This window comes from Cupriavidus sp. H19C3, assembly GCF_049393815.1.
Lineage (GTDB): Bacteria > Pseudomonadota > Gammaproteobacteria > Burkholderiales > Burkholderiaceae > Cupriavidus.
Map to the genome: position 1 here is coordinate 3,726,222 of NZ_CP184985.1, position 23,786 is coordinate 3,750,007.

Sequence of the window (23,786 nt, forward strand, 5' to 3'; positions counted from 1 at the left end):
TGGGACGATCGTTGCGGTTCAGAGACCGGGATACATGCGTTGCGGATTGAAGATGCCGGCGGGATCGAAGGTCGCCTTCAGGCGCTGGTGGATCGCCATCAGCGGCGACGCCAGCGGCGTGAACACACCCACCGACTTGTCGCCGTTGCGGAACAGCGTGGCATGGCCGCCGGCCGCCTGGGCGGCCGCGCGCACGGTCTCGGCGGTGGCGGTGCCATCGTCGGGGCCGAGCCACCAGCGCTGGCCGCCGCCCCATTCCACGAGTTGCGCGCCGGGCAGCGGCAGTACCGCGGCGGTGGTGGGCACCGCGATGCGCCACAGCGCGCGGCCTTGCGTGAGGGCCGGGGCAAAGAACGCATGGGTCTGCTCGCGCAGGCCCTGCCACAACGCTGCCGCTTCGGCGTCGTCGACGCGCTCGCCGCCGAGCTTCTCGCGCGCGGCGCGCACGGCCGCGGTGGCACCCGCCAGCCGCACATGCAGCACGCCGTCGTGCCATGCCGACGCCGCCACCGGCAGCGGCTGTCCGCCCCAGCCATTGAGACGGTCGAGCGCATCCGGCTGCGGCAGCGCAAAGCGCACGGTGGCATCGTCGAACGGCATCGGCAGTACCTTTACCGACACCTCGAGAATCAGGCCGAGCGTGCCGAGCGAGCCGGTCAGCAGGCGCGACACGTCATAACCGGCCACGTTCTTCATGACCTGGCCGCCAAAATTCATCACTTCGCCATGCCCGTCCATCAGCTGCGCGCCCAGCACGAAGTCGCGCAGCGCCCCCACCGCCAGGCGGCGCGGACCCGAGAGGCCGGTGGCGACCGCACCGCCCAGCGTGGCGGTGCCGGGCGCGGCAAAGTGCGGCGGCTCGAACGCGAGCATCTGGCGCCGGGCGGCCAGCGTGGCCTCGATCTCCGACAGCGGTGTGCCGCAACGCGCGGTGATCACGAGTTCGGCGGGATCGTATTCGACGATGCCGGCATGGCCGCGCGTGTCGAGGATGTCGCCCGCCAGGGCCTGGCCGTAGAAATCCTTGCTGCCGCCGCCACGCAGGCGCAGCGGTGCGCGCGCGTCGCTGGCGCGGCGGATGGCATCGCGAAATTCGTCGAGCATGGCTTGCATGGAAGACCGTGGGGAGAAGCGGAGATGGGGTTGTAATCGGTCACCGCCGCGTCAGAAGCGCGGTAGCTCCGGGTGGGGTAGCAGGCCACGGCTGACGTGCATCCTGCCGTATTCGGCGCAGCGCGCGAGCGTGGGAATGGCCTTGTCCGGATTGAGCAGCCGCGCCGGATCGAAGGCCGCCTTCACGCCGAAGAACGCCTCGCGTTCCGCCGGCGAGAACTGCACGCACATCGAGTTGAGCTTCTCGACGCCCACGCCATGCTCGCCCGTGACGGTGCCGCCGAGCTCGACGCACGATTCGAGAATATCGGAGCCGAACAGCTCGGCACGATGCCACTGGTCTTCGTCGGCACCGTCGAACAGGATCAGCGGATGCATGTTGCCGTCGCCGGCATGGAACACGTTGATGCAGCGCAGCCCGTACTTGTGCTCCATCTGCTCGATGCGCTTGAGCAGCGTGCCGATATGCTTGCGCGGAATGGTGCCGTCCATGCAGTAGTAGTCGGGCGAGATGCGGCCGGCGGCGGGGAACGCGTTCTTGCGTCCGCTCCAGAAGCGCAGGCGCTCGGCCTCGCTCTGCGACACCGTGATGCGCGTCGCGCCCGAGGCCCGCAGCACCTCGCTCATGCGTTCGATTTCCTCGGCCACTTCCTCGGGCGTGCCATCGGACTCGCACAGCAGGATGGCGGCGGCGTCGAGATCGTAGCCGGCCTGCACGAATTCCTCCACGGCGGCCGTGGCGGGCTTGTCCATCATCTCGAGTCCGGCCGGGATGATGCCGGCGGCGATCACGTCGGCCACCGCGTTGCCGCCTTTTTCCACGTCGTCGAAGCTTGCCATGATCACCTGCGCGAGCTGCGGCCTGGGAATCAGGCGCACGGTCACTTCCGTCACCACCGCGAGCATGCCTTCAGACCCGATCACCGTGGCCAGCAGGTCCAGGCCCGGCGCGTCGGGCGCCTCGGAGCCGAACACCACCACCTCGCCCTCCATCGTCACGCCGCGCACGCGCAGCACGTTATGAACGGTCAGGCCGTACTTGAGGCAATGCACGCCGCCGGAGTTCTCGCTGACGTTGCCGCCGATGGAGCAGGCGATCTGCGAGGACGGATCGGGCGCGTAGTACAGGTTGTAGGCACCGGCCGCCTCGGAGATGGCGAGGTTGCGTACGCCGGGCTGGACCACGGCCGTGCGCGCGCGCGGATCGATCTCGACGATGCGCTTGAACTTGGCCAGCGACAGCACCAGTCCGCCCGCGATCGGCATCGCGCCGCCGGAGAGGCTGGTGCCCGAGCCGCGCGGCACCACGGGCACCTGCAGCCGATGGCACAGGCGCAGGATCGCGCAGACCTGTTCCTCGTTGTCGGGCAGGACCACCGCGTCGGGCACCTGGCGATAGGCCGCGAGGCCGTCGCATTCGTAAGGCACGGTGTCTTCGGCGCGCCACAGGATGGCGGCCTCGGGCAGGATGCGGGCGAGTGCGGCCAGCAAGGCGTCGCGCCGGCCGGCGGCCGCATCGGGCGCGGGGGCTGGCTCGCTGGCAATCGTGGTGGCGTCGTACGGGGCGTTCATGGCAACTCCTGTGGCGATGCGGCAGGCAAGCGGCGCCATGCCGGGATCGAGCGGCTGACTATAGCGCAGGCCCCATGCGGCCGGCGCGTCGGCCAGCGTGAATTCGGCATGGCAGCCCGATCAAAAATGCTCATGCCGGCGTGGGCGGCGGCGCTGCCCGCGCGCACCCGGGGCGCGCCTGCCGGGCCGTGGCGGCGCCCTTTTGTCGCGGCGCCGGGCGCATTGCCGCCGCGCGTGCCGCGCGGCCCTCTCCAGCTTAGATCACCAGTCCAGACCCAGCAGCCAGTCGACGAAATAGCGCGCCTCGGGCTTGAGCGGCGCCTGCTCGCGCTCGACGATGTAGTAGCCGTGCGGCGACACCGACTCGACGTCGAGCAGCTTGATCATGGTGCCCGCCTGCAGCCACTGGCGCGCCATGCGCTGGCGCACCAGCGCCACGCCCTGGTTGGAGGCGATTGCCTCCAGCAGCAGGCCGATATCGTTGAACTGGGGCCCGGTCTGCGGCTCCGGCCAGTCGAGCCCGGCGGTCTCGAACCACGGCCGCCACGGTTCCAGCGGGCTGCGCAGCAGCACGAGGTTGTGCAGATCCTCGGGCCTGGCGATGGTGCGGCCGTTGATGCGGTCGTAGTACTCGCGCCCGCACGCCGGGAACACCGGCTCCACCAGCAGGCGCGTGGTCTTGAGGTCCGGGTAGCGCCCGGTGCCGTAGCGGATCTCGACGTCGGTATCCTCGGCCTTGACGTCGAGGAACGGAATGGCGAGATGCAGTTCGAGGTCGATATGCGGGTACAGCGCGCCGAACTCGGGCAGCCGCGGCACCAGGTGCTGGCGCCCGAACGTGGGCGGAATGGCCACACGCAGGCGCGTGCGCATCTTGTTGTACTCGGGGCGCGCGAGTTCGTTGAGCGACTTGAGCGCATCCTGCACATTGCGCTGGTAGCGCGTGCCCGCCGCGGTCAGGCGCAGCGCGGCATTGGAGCGCACGAACAGGTCCTCGCCCCACAGCTCCTCGAGGTTCTTGATGCGGTGCGACACCGCGCTCGGCGTGACCGAGAGCTCCTCGGCCGCGCGCGCAAAGCTGCCCAGCCGCGCCGCCGCCTCGAAGGCGATCAGCAGGTGCAGCGGCGGGACGCGCTGAAAAACCGATGCCATCGGCGGCCTCCTAGCGCGGCGCGTGCGCGTCGGGCGCAGCGTGCGGCTCGCGCACGGCGCTGAAGATCTTGCCCGGGTTGAGGATATGGTTCGGGTCGAGCGCGTCCTTGATCGCGCGCATCAGGTCGAGCGCATCCTCGCCGTGTTCCTGTACCAGGAAGTCCTTCTTGTGCAGGCCCACGCCGTGCTCGCCGGTACACGTGCCGCCCATCGCCAGCGCGCGCTCGACGATGCGCCGGTTGATCGCTTCCGCCTCGGCCATTTCCTCGGGCCGGGCCGGGTCGACCAGGATCGCCACGTGGAAGTTGCCGTCGCCGACATGGCCGACGATCGGGCACGGCAGGGACGAGGCCAGCAGGTCGCGCTCGGTTTCCGTCACGCACTCGGCCAGGCGCGAGATCGGCACGCACACGTCGGTGGTCACCGACTTGCAACCGGGCTTGAGCTGCAGCATGGCGAAGAACGCGGTATGGCGCGCGTTCCATAGCCGGCTGCGGTCCTCGGGACGCGTGGCCCACTCGAAGCCCTGGCCGCCGTGTTCGGCGGCGAGCTGCTGCACGGTCTCGGCCTGCTCGCGCACGCCGGCCTCGGTGCCGTGGAATTCGAAGAACAGGTGCGGCGTCTCGGCCATGGTCATGCCGTCGTGCCGGTTGATGGCGCGAATGGCCAGCGTATCGAGGAATTCGACCCGCGCCACCGGCACGCCGAGCTGGATCGTCTCGATGGTGGCGCGTACCGCGTCGCCCATGCTCGGGAACGCGCACACCGCGGCGGAAATCGCCTCGGGCTGCGGATACAGGCGCACGGTCACCTCGGTGATGATGCCGAGCGTGCCTTCGCTGCCGACGAACAGCCGGGTGAGATCGTAGCCGGCCGACGACTTGCGCGCCTGCGTGCCGGTGCGGATCACGCGGCCGTCGGCGGTGACCACCGTCAGTGCCAGCACGTTCTCACGCATGGTGCCGTAGCGCACCGCGTTGGTCCCTGACGCGCGCGTGGCGCACATGCCGCCGAGCGACGCATCGGCGCCCGGATCGATCGGGAAGAACAGGCCGGTGTCCTTGATTTCCTGGTTCAGCTGCTTGCGCAGCACGCCGGTCTGCACGGTCGCGGTCAGATCCTCGGCATGCACCGCGAGCACGCGGTTCATCTGCGACAGGTCGAGGCTGATGCCGCCCGCCACGGCGAGCAGGTGGCCTTCCAGCGAGGAGCCGGCGCCGTAGGGGATCAGCGGCACCCCATGCGCGTTGCACAGGCGGGCCACCTCGGCCACTTCCCCCGTGGTGCGGGCAAAGACCACGGCGTCCGGCAGCGCGGGCGGAAACGGCGACTCGTCGCGGCCATGATGCTCGCGTACGCCGGCGGACACGCTGAAGCGGTCGCCGAAGCGGGCGGCCAGCGTCTGGGCCACGCGCTCGGGCAACGGGCGGCGCGCGAGCGCGGCGGCAGGGGTGGGGTGGTTCATGCGCAGGTCTCCGGCTTGGATGCGGCGGCTCGCCAGGATCGCCAGGGTCGCCGGGATCGGGAAGACCCGGGCAGCCGCCGGAATCCGCCTGGCTCCGCTGGGGAAGGGGGCGCCGTCAATGGAATGAGCGACATTCTACGCCGGCCGGCACCCGCGACCCCGCCAGTGTTTCCCGCAGTGCGCCCGCGCACCCGTCGCGGCGCGCATAATGTGCGCCACATCGTCCGCGCCAGCCGGGCGGCACCACCGGCGTGGATCCGCCGCGTGGACTACGGCCGCGTGGATGACCGAAGCGTGGATGACCGAAGCGGATCGCGCGGATCCACCTGACCCCCTGAACCCCCTGGACCAACGAGGAGACGGCATGGGCAACCGCCTGTCGAAGATTGCCACCCGCACCGGCGATGCCGGCACCACCGGCCTGGGCGACGGCAGCCGCACCGGCAAGGACAGCCTGCGCATCGCGGCCATCGGCGACGTCGACGAACTCAACTCCCACCTCGGCCTGCTGCTGACCGAGCCGGGCGTGCCCGACGACGTGCGCGCCGCGCTGCTGGAGGTCCAGCACGACCTCTTCGATCTCGGCGGCGAACTGTCGATCCCCGGGTATACCCTGTTGCAGTCCGCGCAGGTGGCCCGGCTCGATGGGTGGCTCGACCACTACAACGCCGCGTTGCCGCGGCTGGCCGAATTCATCCTGCCCGGCGGCGCGCGCGCGGCCGCCAGCGCCCACGTCTGCCGCACGGTATGCCGCCGCGCCGAGCGCGCGCTGGTGGCGCTGGCGGGCGCGGAGCCCGTCAACGAGGCGCCGCGCCAGTACCTGAACCGCCTGTCCGACCTGCTGTTCGTGCTGGCGCGCGTGCTCAACCGCGCCGCCGGCGGCGACGACGTGCTGTGGCAGCGCGGGCGCCCGGGCTGAAAAGTTATACGTGAAGCACTATCCGCACGTCCACGTGACAGGGCGCGACCTCGCGATTAGCCGAGAAAATTACTCGGATTTGTCATTTTGGCCCTTGAAATGGCCCCGGACGGCCACATTTCGCCCTCAGGTTGAATTGCAGCCCCCTCCTGAATGGCGGGCTCAATAGGAGAGAACACAAATGGGTAAGATCATCGGTATCGACTTGGGTACCACCAACAGCTGCGTTGCGGTGCTGGAAGGCAACACGCCCAAGGTCATCGAAAATTCGGAAGGTGCGCGCACGACGCCCTCGATCATCGCGTACATGGAAGACGGCGAGATCCTGGTCGGTGCTCCCGCCAAGCGCCAGGCCGTGACCAATCCGCGCAACACGCTCTACGCCGTGAAGCGCCTGATCGGCCGCAAGTTCGAAGAGAAGGAAGTCCAGAAGGACATCGGCCTGATGCCGTACGCCATCGTCAAGGCCGACAACGGCGACGCATGGGTGGGCGTGCGCGACCAGAAGCTGGCGCCGCCGCAGGTGTCCGCCGAAGTGCTGCGCAAGATGAAGAAGACCGCCGAGGATTACCTGGGCGAGCCGGTCACGGAAGCCGTGATCACGGTGCCAGCCTACTTCAACGATTCGCAGCGCCAGGCGACCAAGGACGCCGGCCGCATCGCGGGCCTCGACGTCAAGCGCATCATCAACGAGCCGACCGCGGCCGCGCTGGCGTTCGGCATGGACAAGAACGAGAAGGGCGACCGCAAGATCGCCGTGTATGACCTCGGCGGCGGCACCTTCGACATCTCGATCATCGAGATCGCGGACGTGGACGGCGAGAAGCAGTTCGAAGTGCTGTCGACCAACGGCGACACCTTCCTCGGCGGCGAGGACTTCGACCAGCGCCTGATCGACTACATCATCGCCGAGTTCAAGAAGGAACAGGGCGTCGACCTGTCGAAGGACGTGCTTGCGCTGCAGCGCCTGAAGGAAGCGGCCGAAAAGGCCAAGATCGAGCTGTCGAGCTCGCAGCAGACCGAGATCAACCTGCCGTACATCACGGCCGATGCCTCGGGTCCGAAGCACTTGAACCTCAAGATCACGCGCGCCAAGTTCGAGGCGCTGGTCGAGGAACTGATCACGCGCACGATCGATCCGTGCCGCACCGCGATCAAGGACGCCGGTGTGCGCGTGTCCGACATCGATGACGTGATCCTGGTGGGCGGCATGACCCGCATGCCCAAGGTGCAGGAGCAGGTGCGCGAGTTCTTCGGCAAGGAAGCCCGCAAGGACGTGAACCCCGATGAAGCGGTAGCCGTGGGTGCCGCGATCCAGGGTTCGGTGCTGTCGGGCGACCGCAAGGACGTGCTGCTGCTGGATGTGACGCCGCTGTCGCTGGGCATCGAGACGCTGGGTGGCGTGATGACCAAGATGATCAGCAAGAACACGACCATCCCGACCAAGCATGCGCAGGTGTTCTCGACCGCCGACGACAACCAGCCCGCGGTGACCATCAAGGTCTACCAGGGCGAGCGCGAAATGGCCACCGGCAACAAGCTGCTGGGCGAGTTCAACCTCGAGGGCATTCCGCCGGCACCGCGCGGCACGCCGCAGATCGAGGTGTCGTTCGACATCGACGCCAACGGCATTCTCCATGTGGGCGCCAAGGACAAGGCGACCGGCAAGGAAAACCGCATCACCATCAAGGCGAACTCGGGTCTGTCGGAAGACGAGATCCAGCGCATGGTGAAGGATGCCGAGGCCAATGCCGAGGAAGACCGCAAGGCCCGCGAACTGGCGGACGCGCGCAACCAGGCCGATGGCCTCGTGCACTCGACCCGCAAGGCGCTGACCGAGCATGCCGACAAGCTGGAGCCGGGCGAGAAGGAAAAGATCGAGACCGCGATCCGCGAGCTGGAAGAGGCCGCGCGTGGCGGTGACAAGGCGGACATCGACACCAAGGTGACCGCACTGTCCGAAGCCGCGCAGAAGCTCGGCGAGAAGGTCTACGCCGACATGCAGGCCAAGGCCGGCGAGGGTGCCGCGGGTGCCGCGGGCGCCGGTGCTGCGGGCGCGCAGCAGGCGCAGCCGCAGGACGACAACGTCGTGGACGCCGAATTCAAGGAAGTCAACGACAAGAAGTAATCGGGAGCGGGCGGCGGTGCAGGTGATGCCGGTGCCGCCCCCGACCCCACGCCGGGCGACGGAGGTTCGACATTCGCGGTGCCAACCGCGGTCGGATACCGCGCTCGGCTTTTTTGCTTATTTTTCTGCTTACAGCGTGCCGTCGTGCGAACGCGCGACGGCAGGCCAATCAGGTAAGAGCCACCATGGCAAAACGTGACTACTACGAAGTGCTCGGGGTAGGCAAGAACGCGAGCGACGACGACATCAAGAAGGCCTATCGCAAGCTCGCGATGAAGTATCACCCGGACCGCAATCCGGACAACAAGGATGCCGAGGAGCATTTCAAGGAGGCCAAGGAGGCCTACGAGATGCTCTCCGACCCCGACAAGAAGGCGGCGTACGACCAGTACGGCCACGCCGGCGTGGACCCCAACATGGCCGGCGGCTTTGGCGGCGGCCAGGGCTACGGCGGCTTTGCCGAGGCCTTCGGCGATATCTTTGGCGACATCTTCGGCCAGCAGGCCGGGCGCCGCGGCAATGGCCCGCAGGCCTACCGCGGTACCGACCTGCGCTACAGCATGGAGATCTCGCTGGAGCAGGCCGCGCATGGCCACGAGGCGCAGATCCGCGTGCCGCACTGGGACGAGTGCGACCACTGCCACGGCAATGGCGCCGAGCCCGGTTCGTCGGTGGAAACCTGCCCGACCTGCAACGGCATTGGCCAGGTGCGGGTGTCGCAGGGCTTCTTCACGATGCAGCAGACCTGCCCGAAGTGCCACGGCAGTGGCAAGTTCATTCCCAAGCCGTGCACCAAGTGCCACGGCCAGGGCAAGCTCAAGTCGCAGAAGACGCTCGAGGTCAAGATTCCGGCCGGCATCGACGAAGGCATGCGCATCCGCTCGTCGGGCAACGGCGAACCCGGCATCAACGGTGGCCCCCCGGGCGATCTGTATGTCGAGGTCCATATCAAGCCCCACCCGGTATTCGAGCGTGACGGCGACGACCTGCACTGCCAGATGCCGATCTCGTTCGCGACGGCGGCGCTGGGCGGCGACATCGAGGTGCCGACCCTGAGCGGGCGCGCCAGCTTCCCGGTGCCGGAAGGTACCCAGGCCGGCAAGACCTTCCGCCTGCGCGGCAAGGGCATCAAGGGCGTGCGCTCGGGTTACCCGGGCGACCTCTACGTGCATGTGGCCGTGGAGACGCCGGTCAAGCTGACCGAGTCGCAGAAGGAGCTGCTGCGCCAGTTCGACCGTTCCGTGCACGAAGGCGGCTCGCGGCACAGCCCGCAGGAGCAGTCGTGGCTGGACAAGGTGAAGAGCTTCTTCAGCTGAGTCCGGTGGCGGAGGTGCCAGCGCAGGTGCTGACGGCCTCCGTCGCGCCCTTCGTCCTGCTCGACGATGCCACCGCCGCACCTGGCACGCGTGCATCGCGGCGCTACACCGGGTTCGTGCGCGAAGACGTCGTGCCCGCCGGCACGTCGATGCCGGCGCTCGACGCGCTGCTCGCCGCAGGCTGGCGCGACGGCCTGCATGTGGCGCTGTTCGCGCCGTACGAATTTGGCGGCGCGCTGGTCGATGCGCCCGTCCACACCGGGCACGAGCTGCCGTTCCACGATGGCGCGCTGCGCCTGCTGTGGTTTCGCACGCTGCATCGTCTCGATCGCGATGAGGTTGCGGCGTGGCTTGCCACCGCCGAAGGCCCGGCCGGCGCGCTCGACGTGCGGAGCACCACGCCGTGGCCCGCCTATGCCGCGGATATCGCGCGCATCCACGCCTGGATCGAGGCCGGCGATACCTACCAGGTCAACTACACGCAACGGTTGCGCTTTGCCGCGTTTGGCCACCCGGCCGCGCTGCATGCGGCGCTGCGCGCCGCGCAGCCGGTGCCTTATGGCGTGCTGGCGTGCCTGCCCGGGGACCGCTGGGTATCGTCGCTGTCGCCGGAGCTGTTTGTCGCTCACGATGGCGCCGGTCATCTGGTGGCGCGGCCGATGAAGGGCACCGCGCCGCGTAGCGGCGACGAGGCGCGGGACGCGCAGGCGGCCCGCCGGCTCGCGGCCGATCCCAAGAACCGCGCCGAAAACGTGATGATCGTCGACCTGCTGCGCAACGATCTTGGCCGCGTGGCGCAACCGGGCAGCGTGCAGGTCCCCGAGCTGTTCGCGGTGACGCCGTTCGGCCGCGTGCTGCAGATGACCTCGACCGTCACCGCCACCGTCCCGCCGGGCACCGGTTTTGGCGCGCTGTTCGGCGCGCTGTTTCCGTGCGGTTCGATTACCGGCGCGCCCAAGCGCCGCACCATGGAGATCATCGCCGCGCTGGAACGCGCGCCGCGCGGTCTCTATACCGGCGCCATCGGCTGGCTCGATGCGGACGGGTCCTTTGCCCTGTCGGTGGCGATCCGCACGCTGGTGCTCGGTCCGGTCGGTGCCGACGGATTGCGGCCGGGCGAGATGGGCGTGGGGGGCGGCATCGTCCACGACAGCGTGGCGGCCGACGAATACGACGAATGCGGCTGGAAGGCGCGCTTTCTGACCGGGCATGATCCGGGCCTGACGCTCTTCGAGACCATGCATGCGCGCGATGGCGTCTGCCTCCATGGCGAGCGCCACCTCGCGCGGCTGGCGCAGGCGGCCGCGTCGTTCGGCTTTGCTTTCGACCCGCCCGCGGCACGCGCCGCGGTGCAGGCGCAAGCCGCATGTTTGGGTGCCGGCGATTGGCGCTTGCGTGTGAGCGTGAACAAGGCCGGCACGCTCGCGTTTGCGAGCGGCGCGCTGGTGCCGCTCACCCAGCCCGTGCGCGTCGATTGCGCGCGCGAGGCGCTGCCCGATGTCGATCCGCTGCGGCGCTACAAGACCAGCGCGCGCGCGGTGTATGACGCGGGCTGGCAGGCCGCCGAACGCGCGGGCGGGTTTGACCGCTTGTTCTTCAATACGCGCGGCGAGCTGCTGGAAGGCGGCCGCAGCTCGGTGTTCGTCAAGGTCGACGGGGCGTGGCTGACGCCGCCGCTGGCGGCCGATATCCTGCCGGGCGTGATGCGCGCGGCGATACTGGAGCAGGGCGACCCGCTGCTCGACGGCCCCGCGCGCGAGGCCGTGATCACGCGCGCGATGCTCGCGCGCGCGGAAGCGGTGGTGGTGGCCAACGCGTTGCGCGGCGCGATGCGCGCCACGCTGGCGCCCTGACGCCGGTCAGGCCGAAAACGTATGCTCGACCGCCGGGAAGCTGCCGTCCTTGACGGCGGCCACGTACGCGCGGATCGCGCCCTCGATCGAGGTCTGGCCCGCCATGAAGTTGCGTACGAACTTCGCCTTGCGGCCCGGATAGACGTTGATCATGTCCTGCAGCACCAGCACCTGGCCCGAGCAGTCCACGCCCGCGCCGATGCCGATGGTCGGAATGCGGAGCAGGGTGGTCACCGTGGCGGCCAGCGCGGCCGGCACCGCTTCCATCACGATCAGCTGCGCACCGGCGTCCTGCAGCGCCACCGCGTCGCGCTTGAGCTGCGCGGCGCTTTCATCGGTCTTGCCCTGCACCTTGAAGCCGCCGAGCGCGTGCACGGACTGCGGCGTCAGGCCGATATGCGCGCACACCGGAATGCTGCGCTCCACCAGAAAGCGCACGGTCGGCGCCACCCATTCGCCGCCCTCGATCTTGACCATCTGCGCGCCCGCGCGCATCAGTTCCACGGCGCTGGCAAAGGCGGCCTCGGGGGTGGGATAGGTGCCGAACGGCAGGTCCGCCACGAGCAGCGCGGTCTGGTTGCCGCGCGCCGCACATTCGGTGTGATACGCCATCTGGGCAAGGGTGACCGGCAGCGTGGTCTGCTGGCCCTGCATCACGTTGCCGAGCGAATCGCCAACCAGAATCACTTCCACGCCGCAGAAATCGAGCAGCGCGGCAAAGCTCGCGTCGTACGCGGTCAGCATGACGATCTTTTCGCCAGCGTCGCGCATGGCCTGCAGCTTGGGAATCGTGACGGTCTTGCGGGAAGGGTCGAGGAGGTAGCTCATGGCAGTCCCATGGTGAGGGCGGTGTCGGTAGCCCGTGATCGTGTGCGCGTGGCCGCGATCGTTGTATGAATGGTTATCGCTGACGTCGTGGCGGCACGCGCCTTGCGGCGGGTGGCGGAACCTGTCGTGGAACTTCTCGTGGAATTTGTCGTGGATCTTGGAACTATCGCGCGGCGAAGTTCAGGAAGGCCCGGCGGCCCCGCATGGTCTCGATGCGCGACACTAGTGTACGGAAATCCCCGTCGTTGTCCACCGGATTGAAATGCGCGGTATCCACGATCATCACGGGCGCGTCGTCGTAGCGATGGAACAGTTCGCCATAGGCGTCGACCAGCCGCTGCAGGTAGGCCTCGTCGACATGGGCCTCGCCCGGCAGCCCGCGTCGCGCAATGCGCTCGCGCAACAGCGACGGCGTGGCCTGCAGCATGATCACCAGGTCTACGCGCTGCTGCGGCGGCGCCATGCGCGCGGCCAGCGCATCGTAGAGCGCCAGTTCGTCGGCCTCGAGCGTGAGCGAGGCGTACAGGCGGTCGCGTGCGAACAGGAAGTTGGTGATCATGCGCTGCGTGGCCAGCATCGCGGCATGCCACTGCTCGAGCTGCAGCACGCGCGCGTTGAGGCAGGCCAGCTGCATGGGCAGCGCATAGCGCTGTGGCTCGCGATAGAAGCGTTCGAGAAACGGATTGCGGCGCGCACCGTCGGGCAGTTCGCCCGCGTGCAGGGCCTGCGCGAGGCGCTGGGCCAGGGCGCTCTTGCCGGAGCCGACGGGACCTTCGATGACAATGCGGCGCAGATGATCGAGCATGGCGGCAGCGCGCGAAAAGCTACGCGCTCAGGAAGCGGCGCCGGCGTCCTGCTGGGCCTGGCGCGTGCATTTGCATGACGAGAATTTCTCAATGCGCTGGTCTTGTACGCCAGGCAGATAGCTGGCCGCGCGGCCGCGGCCAGGGATGACGAGGTCGGCGTCGATCTCGACCAGCGGCACCAGCACGAAGGCGCGCTCGGTAATACGCGGATGCGGCACCGTGAGCGGTTCGCTGTCGATGATCTGCTCGCCGAACAGCAGCAGGTCGAGGTCCATCGTGCGCGGCGCATTGCGGAACGGGCGCTCGCGGCCGAACTGGTCTTCGATGTGCTGGCAGATGCGGAGCAGCTGCGGCGCGGTGAAGGGTGTTTCCACCTTGACCACCGCATTGAAATAGTCGCCGCCGCCGGCATCGACCGGTGCGGTGCGATAGAACGAGGATTTCGCCAGTACCGTGACACCGACCTGCTGGGCCAGGCACACGATGGCATCCTTCAGTGCCTGGCGGGCATCGCCGAGATTGGCGCCGATGCCGATATAGGCAAATGTCATTGTGATTCCTCCGGCTGGGCGCGGCCGGACCCTGATGCTGCGGCCTGACCCCCATCCGCCGCGTCCGTGTCGCTCCGGGAGGAAACTTTATCCGATTTCCGCGGACTGCGCCGACGCCGCTTCTTGCGCGGCGCCTCGCCGTCGGCCGCCGGCGCGCCGCGCACCGGGCGCACCGCGTCGATCAGGTCTTCGCGCTGGTCGGGCGGCGCATTCTGGAAGTCGCTCCACCATTGCGCCAGCTCGGCCGGCAACTCGCCCGATTCGCAACGCAATTGCAGGAAGTCGAAGCCGGCCCGGAAGCGCGGCGATTCGAGCAGGCGGAACGGCATGCGGCCCACGCGCTTCTCGAAGCGCGGCTGCATGCCCCAGATGTCGCGCATGTCGGTCACAAAGCGGCGCTGGATCGCGAGCTGGCCGGTCTGCTTCTCGAGCACCATGTCCATCGCGGTGTTGAGCGCCGCGATCGGGTGCTCGCCCTCCTCGCGCAGCCGGGTCCAGCGTTGCAGAACGTGGTGCCAGAGCAACGATGCGAACAGGAAACCCGGCGACACGGGTTTGCCGGCCTGCACGCGGCGGTCGGTATTGTCGAGCGCCAGCTGCACGAAGCGCTGCCCCATCGGCTGCTCGATGGCGACGTCGAGCAGCGGCAGCAAGCCCTTGTGCAGGCCCGCCTTGCGCAATTCCTGCAGCGAGGCCCAGGCGTGTCCCGACATCAGCAGCTTGAGCATTTCGTCGAACAGCCGCGCGCTCGGGACGTTGTGGATCAGCGACGCGAGGCCCGCGATGGGCTCGCGTGTATGTTCGTCGATGCCGAAGCCGGTCTTGGCGGCAAAGCGCACCACGCGCAGCATGCGCACCGGATCCTCGCGATAGCGCGTGACCGGGTCGCCGATCATGCGCAGCGTGCGCGCGCGGATGTCTTCCATGCCGTGATGGTAGTCATGCACGGTCTGCGCGGCCGGATCGTAGTACATCGCGTTGATGGTGAAGTCGCGGCGTTCCGCGTCTTCCGCCTGCGAACCCCATACGTTGTCGCGCAACACGCGGCCCGAGGCGTCGATTGCGTGGGTCTTGCTGTCGAGTTCGGCGCGCTTGAGGCGGCGTCCCTCGGGCAGCGTCTCGCTGGCCACCGCGTCCACCAGCGCGCGGAAGGTCGAGACTTCGATGATCTCCTGCTCGCGCCCGCCGTAGAAGGTCACGTGCACGATCTGGAAGCGGCGTCCGATGATGCGCGAGCGGCGGAACAGGGCCTGCACCTCTTCCGGCGTGGCGTTGGTGGCCACGTCGAAATCCTTCGGCTTGATGCCGAGCAGCAGGTCGCGTACCGCGCCGCCGACGATAAAGGCCTGGAAGCCGGCCTGCTGCAGCGTGGAGGTGACCTTGACCGCGTTGCGCGAGATCAGCGTGGGGTCGATCCGGTGTTCGTCCACGCCGACGATGCGGGGCGTGTGGGCGCGGCCGGTGCGGCGCTGTTTGGGCCCGGGCTTGCCCAGCAGCCGGTTGATGAGCTTCTTGATCACGTCAGAACAGATCCATGATGCGCCAGCCGGCCGCGGCGGCATGATGGCGCAGGCGGTCGTCCGGGTTGGCGGCGATCGGCTCGCTGACCTTCTCGAGCAGCGGCAGGTCGTTGGCGGAATCGCTGTAGAAGGTCGTGGTGCCAAAGTCGTCCCAGCGTGCGCCGAGGCTCTTGAGCCAGTTCTCCACGCGCGTGATCTTGCCCTCGCGGAAGCTCGGCACGCCCGCCACTTCGCCCGTGAATGCGCTCTCGGGCTTGCCGTCGACGGTGGCCGGCTCGGTCGCGATCAGGTGCTTGATACCGAACGCGGCGGTGATCGGCGCCGTGACGAAACTGTTGGTGGCGGTCACCACCGCGCACAGGTCGCCGGCTTCCAGGTGCTTGTACACCAGCGCGCGCGCCTGCGGCGTGATGACCGGGTCGATGACCTCGCGCATGAAACGGCCGCGCCATTCCTCGAGGCGGTCGCGCGGATTGGCCGCCAGCGGCGCCAGCGCAAACCGCAGGAACGCCTGGATATCGAGCGTGCCCGCCTTGTACTGGGCGTAGAACTCGTCGTTCTTGCGACGGTGGGATTCCGCGTCGACGACCCCCATGCGGGCCAGGAAGCGGCCCCATTCGTGGTCGCTATCGGTCGGGATCAGGGTGTGGTCGAGGTCAAACAGTGCCAGATTCATGGGCGGCGATTTTACCTTAAGGTGCATGAGGCGGTCGGGGCGGTGCTGGGGTGCGGCGCACGCGCGCTGCGCCGGCGGTCCCGCTACTCCCGCAATTCCGCGAACATCTCGCGCAGCAGCGGCAGCGTGACCGCGCGCTTGCGTTCGAGCGAATAGGTGTCGAGGGCGTCCAGCAGGGCCATCAGGCTCGGCATGTCGCGGTAATGGCGCGTCACCAGCCAGTGGGGGATTTCCGGCGAGAGCTGCAGGCCGCGCTCGCGCGCGGCCTGGATCAGCGCGGCCATCTTGTCGTCGTCGGACAGCGAGGCCACCTGGTAGACCAGGCCCCAGCCGAGTCGTGTGCGCAGATCTTCACGTACGGGCATGGCGCGCGGCGCGGCGCCGCCGGCGACCACCAGCGCGGTACGCACGTGCGCGCGCACCTCGTTGTAGAGCGAGAACACCGCGATCTGGCGCGCCTCGTCGAGCAGTTCGACGTCATCCACCGTGTAGAGCTGGCAGGACGGATCGAAGATGAAGTCGGCCAGCGCGTGGTGCGGGCTCAGGTAGCGGCAGTCCAGGCCGGTATGGAAACCGGCGTCGCACAGCGCGTGCAGCAGGTGCGTGCGGCCCGAGCCGACCTCGCCCCACAGGTAGATCAGACGGTCGTCGGCGTGCTCCCGTGCCAGCGCGCCGGGCAAGTCGCGCAGGCGTTGCACGGGCTCCCGGTTCGATGCCACGAAGAAATTCTCGAACGTCGACGGCGGCGGGCTGCCGAGTTCGAGAGAGAGCTGCTTGGGACGCGATAACATGACTTGGGGTCAGACAGGCACCACAACGGTGCATGTGAAATTCTCGATAGGGGTAAGCTGGGCCGCCCGGTGCCGGCGCCGTTTCAACGCAGTGTCCACGCCGGCCCGCCTAGTTGCGATAGAGGTCGCTCGCCACGTACACCCGCCGCAACTGGCGCGCGGCCACCAGCAGCACCGCGCAGGTCGGCAGCGCCAGCAGCACGCCGAAGAAGCCGAACAGCTGGCCGAACGCCAGCAAGGCAAAAATCACCACCAGCGGGTGCAGCCCGATGCGCTCGCCCACCAGCCGCGGCGTCAGGTAGAAGCTTTCCACGAATTGGCCGATGCCGTATACCACCGCGACCGCCCCGATGCCGTACCAGTTGCCGAATTGCAGCAGTGCGGCCAGGATCGCCAGCGCCAGGCCCACGCCGAAGCCGATATAAGGTATGAACACGGCCAGCCCGGTGAAGATGCCGACCGGCACGCCCACGTCGAAGCCGGCCAGGGTCAGGCCGATCGAGTAGAGCGCCGCGAGGATCACCATCACCAGGATCTGCCCGCGCAGGTACTGCGACAGCAACCTGTCGGTCTCGTTGGTCAGCTCGCGCACCTTGGGCACCCAGCGGCGCGGCACCAGCCGCTCGATGCGCTGCATCACCATGTGCCAGTCCATCATCAGGTAGAACATGACGATCGGCACCACGAACAGCAGACCGGCCACTTCCAGCAGCGCCGAGCCGGACACGCGCGCATAGTTCAGCAGCATGGTCAGCAGGTCTTCGGGACTCGCCGCAAAGCGGTCCGACAGCATGTTGCGCAGGCCCGGGAAGTCGAAGCGCACGCGCACGCCGAACTCCGCCAGGCGCGGCGCCACCACGTTGTTGAGTTTCTGCAACAGGATCGGCAGCTGCTCGCGCAACTGCGGTACCTCGCGCTGGAGCACGGCGATCAGCAGCAGCACCAGCAGCACCAGGACGACCGCCAGCAGCCCGATCATCAGCGTCACGCCGAGGAAGCGCGGCACGCGCCGCCGCTGCAGCCAGTCCACCCCGGGATTGAGGATATAGGCGAAGATGAACGCGATCAGGAACGGCGTCAGCACCGGCGCCAGGGCCACGATTGCGGCAAACAGCGCCGCGGCCACCACGATCCACACGAGGATACGTTTGGCGTCTTGCGAGAGCAGGGGAGCGTTCATCGGGGGAGGGCCGCCGGGGGCCGCGCGGGCCGGAACTGGAAGCCGGGTGCCTGTATCCGTTAAAATCGCGATTCTACTGGACTCTCGCCTGCCTCCCGCATCACCCGCGGCAGCCCCCGGCGGTCCGGACCCAACTCCTCCAAGTCAAGCAGGACTCCTATGAGCGCATCTTCGCCCACCGGCCAGGCAGGCCTTTCCTACCGCGACGCCGGTGTTGACATCGACGCCGGCGACGCCCTGGTCGACCGCATCAAGCCCTTTGCCAAGCGCACCCTGCGCGAGGGCGTGATGGCGGGCATCGGCGGCTTCGGCGCGTTGTTCGAGCTGTCGAAGAAATACCAGGAGCCGGTGCTGGTGTCCGGCACCGACGGCGTGGGCACCAAGCTCAAGCTGGCGTTCCAGCTGAACCGTCACGACACGGTGGGCCAGGACCTGGTGGCCATGAGCGTCAACGACATCCTCGTGCAGGGCGCCGAGCCGCTGTTCTTCCTCGACTACTTTGCCTGCGGCAAGCTCGACGTGGACACCGCCGCCACCGTGATCCAGGGCATCGCCCATGGTTGCGAGCTGGCCGGCTGCGCGCTGATCGGCGGAGAGACCGCCGAAATGCCGACCATGTACCCGGACGGCGAGTACGACCTGGCCGGCTTTGCGGTAGGCGCGGTGGAAAAGCGCAAGATCATCGACGGCAAGTCGATCGCCCCGGGCGACGTGGTGCTCGGTCTGGCGTCCTCGGGCGCGCATTCCAACGGCTATTCGCTGGTGCGCAAGATCATCGAGGTGGCCCGTCCCGACCTCGACGCGGACTTCCACGGCCAGCGCCTGCAGGACGCCATCATGGCGCCCACGCGCATCTACGTGAAGCCGCTGCTGTCGCTGATCGAGACGCTGCCGGTCAAGGGCATGGCCCATATCACCGGCGGCGGCCTGACCGAGAACGTGCCGCGCGTGCTGCCCGAGAACCTCGCGGCGGTGATCCAGCGCGACGCCTGGACGCTGCCGCCGCTGTTCCAGTGGCTCCAGGCCCAGGGCCGCGTGGCCGACGCCGAGATGCACCGCGTGTTCAACTGCGGCATCGGCATGGTGGTGATCGTGGCCAAGGACGACGCCGAACGCGCGCTCCGTCATCTGCAGGCCGCTGGCGAGGCGGTGTGGCAGATCGGTGAGATTCGCGAGCGCGCCGAAGGCCAGCCGCAGACGGTCGTGGTGTAACGACCGTACTGGATGTAACGGGTACCGGGGGTGGCACGGGGAGGGGGCTCAGCCCTCCCAGTCGAACACCCGTCCCCGGTTCAGGATTCCCGCCGGATCGAGCATTCGCTTGATCCGCCGCATCGTCTCCAGCTCCGCGGCCGTGCGCGAGTACGCGAGATACGGCTTCTTGTGGAAGCCGATGCCATGCTCGGCCGACACGCTGCCGCCAAAGCGCCGCACCACCTCGTAGACTGCCGCCTCGATCGCATGGCCGGGAAACCCCGCGGCATCGACGCCGGGCAGGTGCACCCCGACATGCAGGTTGCTGTCGCCCACATGGCCGAAGTTGACCAGCTCGGCAGCCGGCCAGCGGGCGCGCACGTCGTCGCGTATCGCGTCGGCAAAGCGGCCGATGGCGCCGATCGGCACGCTCACATCGAAGCCCGCATTGGGCGCCCAGCGCTGCGGAAATTCCGCCACCGCGTCGCGCAGTTGCCAGAAGCTGTCGGCCTCCTTGTGGCTGGCGGCGATGGCCGCGTCGGCGATCAGGCCCGCGTCCATCGCGGTTTCCAGCATCCGCTCGAAGGCGGCGGCGTCGGCGGCATCGTCGCCCCCCTGCAGGTCGAGCAGTACGTAGTGCGCATGCCCGGGCGGCAGCGGCGCGCGCACGCCTGGCATGCGCGTGGTGACCAGTCGGTAGTAGTCGGACCACATGACCTCGAAGGCGGAGACGCGGCCCGCCAGCGCATGCTGCGCATGACGCAGCAGTCCGACCACGGCTTCATAATCGCCCAGCGCGCATAGCGCGGTCTGGGTGGCGCCGGGCAGCGGCGCCAGCCGCAGTACCGCGCGCGTGATCACGCCGAGCGTGCCTTCGCTGCCGATAAACCACTGGCGCAGGTCGTAGCCGGCATTGTTCTTCTGCATCTTGTTGAGCGAGGTCAGCACCGTGCCGTCGGCCAGCACCACCTCGAGCCCGAGCACCTGCTCGCGCATCATGCCGTAGCGGATCACGCGGTTGCCGCCTGCGTTGGTGGCGATATTGCCGCCGATCTGGCAACTGCCGCGCGCGCCGAGGTCCACCGCGAGCAGCCATCCCGCCGCGCGCGCGGCGTCCTGCGCGGCCTGCAGGGTGGTACCCGCCAGCACGGTCATGGTGCCCGCCGCCGTGTCGATCTCCTCGATGCCGCGCATGCGTTCGAGCGACAGGACCACTTCGCCCGTGGTCGGGGGTGGCCGCGCCGGCCAGGCCGGTCAGGCCGCCTTGTGGCACCACCGGCTGGCCATGACGCTGACAGCAGGCGAGCACCGCCGCGACCGCGTCGGTGGTGCGGGGGCGCGCCACCGCCAGCGGTGGCGTGTCGGGCGTGTCCGGCGCGCCGTACCAGTCGCGGTAAAAGCGCGGCTCGATCGTGGAACCTGTTTGCAGGGCGCCCGGGTCGAGATGCGTATTGAGGTGCGCGGCAAGTTCGGAGAGCAGCGTGTCGGCAGGCATTGGACGTCGGCAGGAACGGAAGCCTGCCATCGTAGGCGCCGGCGACGGCGCGGGTAAGAGCCAATCGCCGCCGGCGCCATGGCGCCACCGCCGGATGCGGTCCGTGTCCGACGTGAGCCACCTGCACCACCTGCGCCCGGCTAAGCGCCGCTCCACGCCTCCGCGCTGATGCGGTCCGCGATCGACCGGCGCGGTTCCTGCGTGCGCGCGAGATGTTCGAGCGCGGGCTCGATGACCTCGGCCAGCTTGCGGAACGCGGGCGCGATCTCCGCCTCGGGCACGCACGCGTAGCCGAGCAGCAGGCCCTGCTGCACCTGGGCGCCCTCGCTGTAGTAGCGCGACAGCGGCCGCGCCGACAGTCCCTGCGTGCGCGCGGCCATGCTGATGCCGAGGTCGTCGGCATCGCGCGGCAGGTGCATCACCATATGCAGGCCGGCCTCGTGCGTCGAGGTGGGCCAGTCCTCGCCAAAGCGCGTGGCGATCGCCTCGCGCAGCAGCGCCTGCCGCTGTGCATAGCGTTGCCGCATGCGGCGGATATGCGTGGCGTAGTGGCCTTCCTCGATAAAGTCCGCCAGCACCGCCTGCTGCACGAGCTGGCCTTCGCGATAGAGCTCGGACAACGCCATGGCGAAGTGCGGCGCGAGCGGTTTGGGCAGCACCATGAAGCCCATGCGCAGGCCCGGGAACAGGGTCTTCGAGAACGTGCCCATGTAGATCACGCGGTCGTTGTCGTCGAGCCCCTGCAGCGATGCCACCGGGCGGCCCTCGAAGCGGAACTCGCTGTCGTAGTCGTCCTCGACGATCCACGCGCCGCGCTGGCGCGCGTATTCGAGCAGCATGCGCCGGCGCGACAGGCTCATCATCATGCCGAGCGGATACTGATGCGACGGCGTGACGAAGATAAAGCGCGGCGGGTCCTGCAGGGTGGCGGCGTGCGGCGCGATGCCTTCGTCGTCCACCGGCACCGGAATCGGCTCCACGCCCGCGCTGTGCAGCAGGCTGCGCGTGCCCCAGTAGCCAGGGTCCTCCATCCAGGCCTTGTCACCGGGGTCCGCCAGCAGTCGCGCGATCAGGTCCACCGCCTGGTGAATGCCGGTGGTCAGGATGATCTGGTCCGGCTCGCATCGCACCGAGCGCACCAGGCGCAGATGTTCCGCCAGCAATTTCTTGAGCGGCGCGTAGCCGCCGTTGTGCGCATACGTCAGCAGTTGCGGGCTGGGATGACGCCAGTGCTTGTTCAGCAGCCGCGCCCACACGCCATGCGGGAACAGCGATACATCGGGCACGCCCGCGACGAACGCACCCCATTGGCGATCCGATGCACTCGCGTGGGAAACCAGATGCTGGCCGCGGCGCGATAACGCAAAGCGGTTGGGATTCTGCTGCGGTGCTGGCACATCGATGGTGCCATGGTGCGCACTGGCGTTGTGCAATGCACGATGGTCGGGAACGGTATGCGACACGAAGGTGCCACTCCCGGTCGAGGCCGTGACATAGCCTTCCGCCAGCAGTTGCTCGTACGCATAGAGCACCGTGTTGCGCGAGACCCCGATGTCCTTCGCCAGCATGCGCGAGGCCGGCAGCTTGCTGCCCGCGGGCACTGCGCCAGCAAGGATTTCCTGGCGAATGATGGCGTACAGCTGGCGGTTCATGTGTTCGCCCGATTTGCCCGTCAGCGCGTGGTCACGGCGCTCCAGACGTTGCAGCAGCAGCTCCGAAAGCAGGGTCTCTTTCAAAATGGCTCCGGGCAAAAATGAAAACATGGACCTACCGATGGTACCAACCATCGGCTACTTTTCCATCCGTGTTGACGAAGTTTTTCTTGCCGGAGGGTTCATGTCGAATGCCGCAGCCCTGGCATCAGCCGATGCCGCGACGCTGTCCACCGAGACCATTGCCGCCGCCGTACGCGCGCTGACGCCGTACATGGTGACCACGCTGTCGGACCTGGTGGCCGCGCCGAGCCCGTCCGGCAAGGAGCAGCCGGCGGTCGACGTGATGGAGCGCCTGCTTGCCGAGCTTGGCCTGGCCTCCGAGCGCATCGTGCTCGACAGCGCCGCGCTCAGGTCGCTGCCGCTGTACTCGCCCGCGTGCTGTCCCGACGGTGGCCGCTACAACCTGCTCGCCACGCATCGTCCCGCCGCGCGTGGCGGCCGCTCGGTGCTGTTCAACGGCCACCTCGACGTGGTGCCGACCGGACCCGAGTCGATGTGGCGCCGCCCACCGTTTGCGCCTTACGTCGAGGATGGCTGGCTGTTCGGCCGCGGCGCCGGCGACATGAAAGCCGGCATCGTGTGCGCGCTGGCCGCGTACAAGGCGCTGCGCGAGCTTGGCGTGCAACCGGCGGGTGCGGTGGGGTTCAACGCGGTGCTGGAGGAAGAGAACACCGGCAACGGCGCGCTCGCGAGCGTGGCCGCGCTGCGCCACGCCGTGGGCGCGGGCAAGCTGGCATCGTTCGATACCGTGCTGATTCCCGAGCCGCTTGGCGAAGGACTGATGAGCGCGCAGATGGGCGTGTTCTGGATGTTCGTCGAACTGACCGGGCATCCCGCGCACGCGGCCTACATGACCACCGGCGTGAACCCGATCGAGGCCGGTGTGGCGGTGATGGCGGACCTGCGCGAGCTCGAAGCGGAGTGGAACCTGCCCGAGAACCGTCCCGCGGTCTATCGCGATCATGCCCACCCGATCAACTTCAATCTGGGCCAGATCCATGGCGGCGAGTGGAACTCGTCGGTGCCGTGCACCTGCACTCTCGGCGTGCGCATCGGCTTCTATCCGCACATGGACGTGAACGATGCCAAGGCCGCCGTGGCCGCGCGCGTGCGCGCGACGGTGGCGCGGCTGGCCAGCAACCTGTCGCTCGAGATCCGTTACGAAGGCTTCCACGCGCCCGGCTGCGAGTTCGATCTCGAGGTACCGCCGATGCAGGCACTGGACGCGGCGCACCGCAAGGTGCACGGCGTGCCGGCACCGCGCCAGGCTTCCACCGCCACCACCGACGCGCGCCACTTCCGCCTCACGCTCGATACGCCGGTCACCTGCTACGGCCCCGAGGCACGCAATATCCACGGCATCGACGAGTCGGTGTCGATCGAGAGCATGGTGCGCGTCGCCACCACGTTCGCGCAGTTCCTGCACGACTGGTGTGGCGTGGAGCCCGCCGTGGACTGATTCCGCACCGCTTCTTTTCTCACCCGTAGCAGTACCGCCCCTGGAACACGAGC

At 68.4% G+C, this 23,786-nt stretch carries 18 protein-coding genes and 1 pseudogene; 6 read left to right on the forward strand and 13 right to left on the reverse strand.

Going from position 1 to position 23,786, the window contains the following annotated elements; all coding sequences use genetic code 11:
* Window positions 1-18: 18 nt before the first annotated feature.
* The 4 genes from glcE to DFLDMN_RS17280 form a co-directional block, all read right to left on the reverse strand.
* Window positions 19-1,113: a glycolate oxidase subunit GlcE gene (glcE, locus tag DFLDMN_RS17265; protein WP_423196090.1), complete on the reverse strand. Its 1,095-nt coding sequence runs from the start codon at window positions 1,111-1,113 to the stop codon at window positions 19-21.
* A 51-nt stretch (window positions 1,114-1,164) separates the two neighbouring features.
* Complete coding sequence (locus DFLDMN_RS17270; protein WP_423196091.1) at window positions 1,165-2,685, reverse strand: FAD-linked oxidase C-terminal domain-containing protein; 1,521 nt, start codon at window positions 2,683-2,685, stop codon at window positions 1,165-1,167.
* 261 nt (window positions 2,686-2,946) lie between these two features.
* Window positions 2,947-3,837 carry a LysR substrate-binding domain-containing protein gene (locus DFLDMN_RS17275; RefSeq protein ID WP_423196092.1) on the reverse strand — a complete coding sequence of 297 codons (891 nt, stop codon included), beginning with the start codon at window positions 3,835-3,837 and terminating at the stop codon, window positions 2,947-2,949.
* A 10-nt stretch (window positions 3,838-3,847) separates the two neighbouring features.
* Window positions 3,848-5,302 carry an FAD-binding oxidoreductase gene (locus DFLDMN_RS17280; protein ID WP_423196093.1) on the reverse strand — a complete coding sequence of 485 codons (1,455 nt, stop codon included), beginning with the start codon at window positions 5,300-5,302 and terminating at the stop codon, window positions 3,848-3,850.
* A gap of 364 nt (window positions 5,303-5,666) precedes the next feature.
* Between DFLDMN_RS17280 and DFLDMN_RS17285 the strand changes: the two genes are divergently transcribed.
* The 4 genes from DFLDMN_RS17285 to DFLDMN_RS17300 all read left to right on the forward strand — a co-directional run bounded on the left by DFLDMN_RS17285 (window position 5,667) and on the right by DFLDMN_RS17300 (window position 11,518).
* Complete coding sequence (locus DFLDMN_RS17285; protein WP_423196094.1) at window positions 5,667-6,221, forward strand: cob(I)yrinic acid a,c-diamide adenosyltransferase; 555 nt, start codon at window positions 5,667-5,669, stop codon at window positions 6,219-6,221.
* Between the two features lie 181 nt (window positions 6,222-6,402).
* A complete protein-coding gene (gene dnaK, locus DFLDMN_RS17290) occupies window positions 6,403-8,349 on the forward strand; it encodes a molecular chaperone DnaK (RefSeq protein WP_423196095.1) in 1,947 nt (648 codons plus the stop codon).
* Window positions 8,350-8,534: 185 nt separating this feature from the next.
* Window positions 8,535-9,665: a molecular chaperone DnaJ gene (dnaJ, locus tag DFLDMN_RS17295; RefSeq protein ID WP_423196096.1), complete on the forward strand. Its 1,131-nt coding sequence runs from the start codon at window positions 8,535-8,537 to the stop codon at window positions 9,663-9,665.
* A 149-nt stretch (window positions 9,666-9,814) separates the two neighbouring features.
* Window positions 9,815-11,518: a chorismate-binding protein gene (locus DFLDMN_RS17300; RefSeq protein WP_423198455.1), complete on the forward strand. Its 1,704-nt coding sequence runs from the start codon at window positions 9,815-9,817 to the stop codon at window positions 11,516-11,518.
* Between the two features lie 6 nt (window positions 11,519-11,524).
* Here DFLDMN_RS17300 and panB read toward each other — a convergent pair whose 3' ends face one another.
* From panB to DFLDMN_RS17335, 7 genes are all read right to left on the reverse strand, one after another.
* A complete protein-coding gene (panB, locus tag DFLDMN_RS17305) occupies window positions 11,525-12,346 on the reverse strand; it encodes a 3-methyl-2-oxobutanoate hydroxymethyltransferase (protein ID WP_423196097.1) in 822 nt (273 codons plus the stop codon).
* A 163-nt stretch (window positions 12,347-12,509) separates the two neighbouring features.
* Entirely contained in the window at window positions 12,510-13,151 is a 642-nt protein-coding gene (locus DFLDMN_RS17310; RefSeq protein WP_423196098.1) for a deoxynucleoside kinase, read from the reverse strand.
* A gap of 27 nt (window positions 13,152-13,178) precedes the next feature.
* Window positions 13,179-13,703, reverse strand: a complete 525-nt coding sequence (folK, locus tag DFLDMN_RS17315; RefSeq protein ID WP_423196099.1) for a 2-amino-4-hydroxy-6-hydroxymethyldihydropteridine diphosphokinase — start codon at window positions 13,701-13,703, stop codon at window positions 13,179-13,181.
* Window positions 13,700-15,223: a polynucleotide adenylyltransferase PcnB gene (gene pcnB / locus DFLDMN_RS17320; RefSeq protein ID WP_423196100.1), complete on the reverse strand. Its 1,524-nt coding sequence runs from the start codon at window positions 15,221-15,223 to the stop codon at window positions 13,700-13,702. The genes folK and pcnB overlap by 4 nt, the downstream gene beginning before the upstream one ends.
* Window position 15,224: 1 nt before the next feature.
* On the reverse strand, window positions 15,225-15,899 hold the full coding sequence (locus tag DFLDMN_RS17325; protein ID WP_423196101.1) for an HAD family hydrolase: 675 nt from the start codon (window positions 15,897-15,899) through the stop codon (window positions 15,225-15,227).
* Window positions 15,900-15,982: 83 nt separating this feature from the next.
* Complete coding sequence (gene hda, locus DFLDMN_RS17330) at window positions 15,983-16,690, reverse strand: DnaA regulatory inactivator Hda (protein ID WP_423196102.1); 708 nt, start codon at window positions 16,688-16,690, stop codon at window positions 15,983-15,985.
* 109 nt (window positions 16,691-16,799) lie between these two features.
* Complete coding sequence (locus DFLDMN_RS17335; RefSeq protein ID WP_423196103.1) at window positions 16,800-17,870, reverse strand: AI-2E family transporter; 1,071 nt, start codon at window positions 17,868-17,870, stop codon at window positions 16,800-16,802.
* A 159-nt stretch (window positions 17,871-18,029) separates the two neighbouring features.
* Between DFLDMN_RS17335 and purM the strand changes: the two genes are divergently transcribed.
* Window positions 18,030-19,082, forward strand: coding sequence for a phosphoribosylformylglycinamidine cyclo-ligase (gene purM, locus DFLDMN_RS17340; RefSeq protein ID WP_423196104.1), 1,053 nt, complete (start codon window positions 18,030-18,032; stop codon window positions 19,080-19,082).
* Between the two features lie 48 nt (window positions 19,083-19,130).
* On the opposite strand, the pseudogene DFLDMN_RS17345 reads toward purM, so the two are convergent.
* Together DFLDMN_RS17345 and DFLDMN_RS17350 are read right to left on the reverse strand one after the other, a co-directional pair.
* A pseudogene (locus DFLDMN_RS17345) lies at window positions 19,131-20,559 on the reverse strand (FAD-binding oxidoreductase).
* A 140-nt stretch (window positions 20,560-20,699) separates the two neighbouring features.
* Complete coding sequence (locus DFLDMN_RS17350; protein ID WP_423196105.1) at window positions 20,700-22,295, reverse strand: PLP-dependent aminotransferase family protein; 1,596 nt, start codon at window positions 22,293-22,295, stop codon at window positions 20,700-20,702.
* 100 nt (window positions 22,296-22,395) lie between these two features.
* Between DFLDMN_RS17350 and DFLDMN_RS17355 the strand changes: the two genes are divergently transcribed.
* Complete coding sequence (locus tag DFLDMN_RS17355) at window positions 22,396-23,733, forward strand: ArgE/DapE family deacylase (protein ID WP_423196106.1); 1,338 nt, start codon at window positions 22,396-22,398, stop codon at window positions 23,731-23,733.
* Window positions 23,734-23,786: the final 53 nt, after the last annotated feature.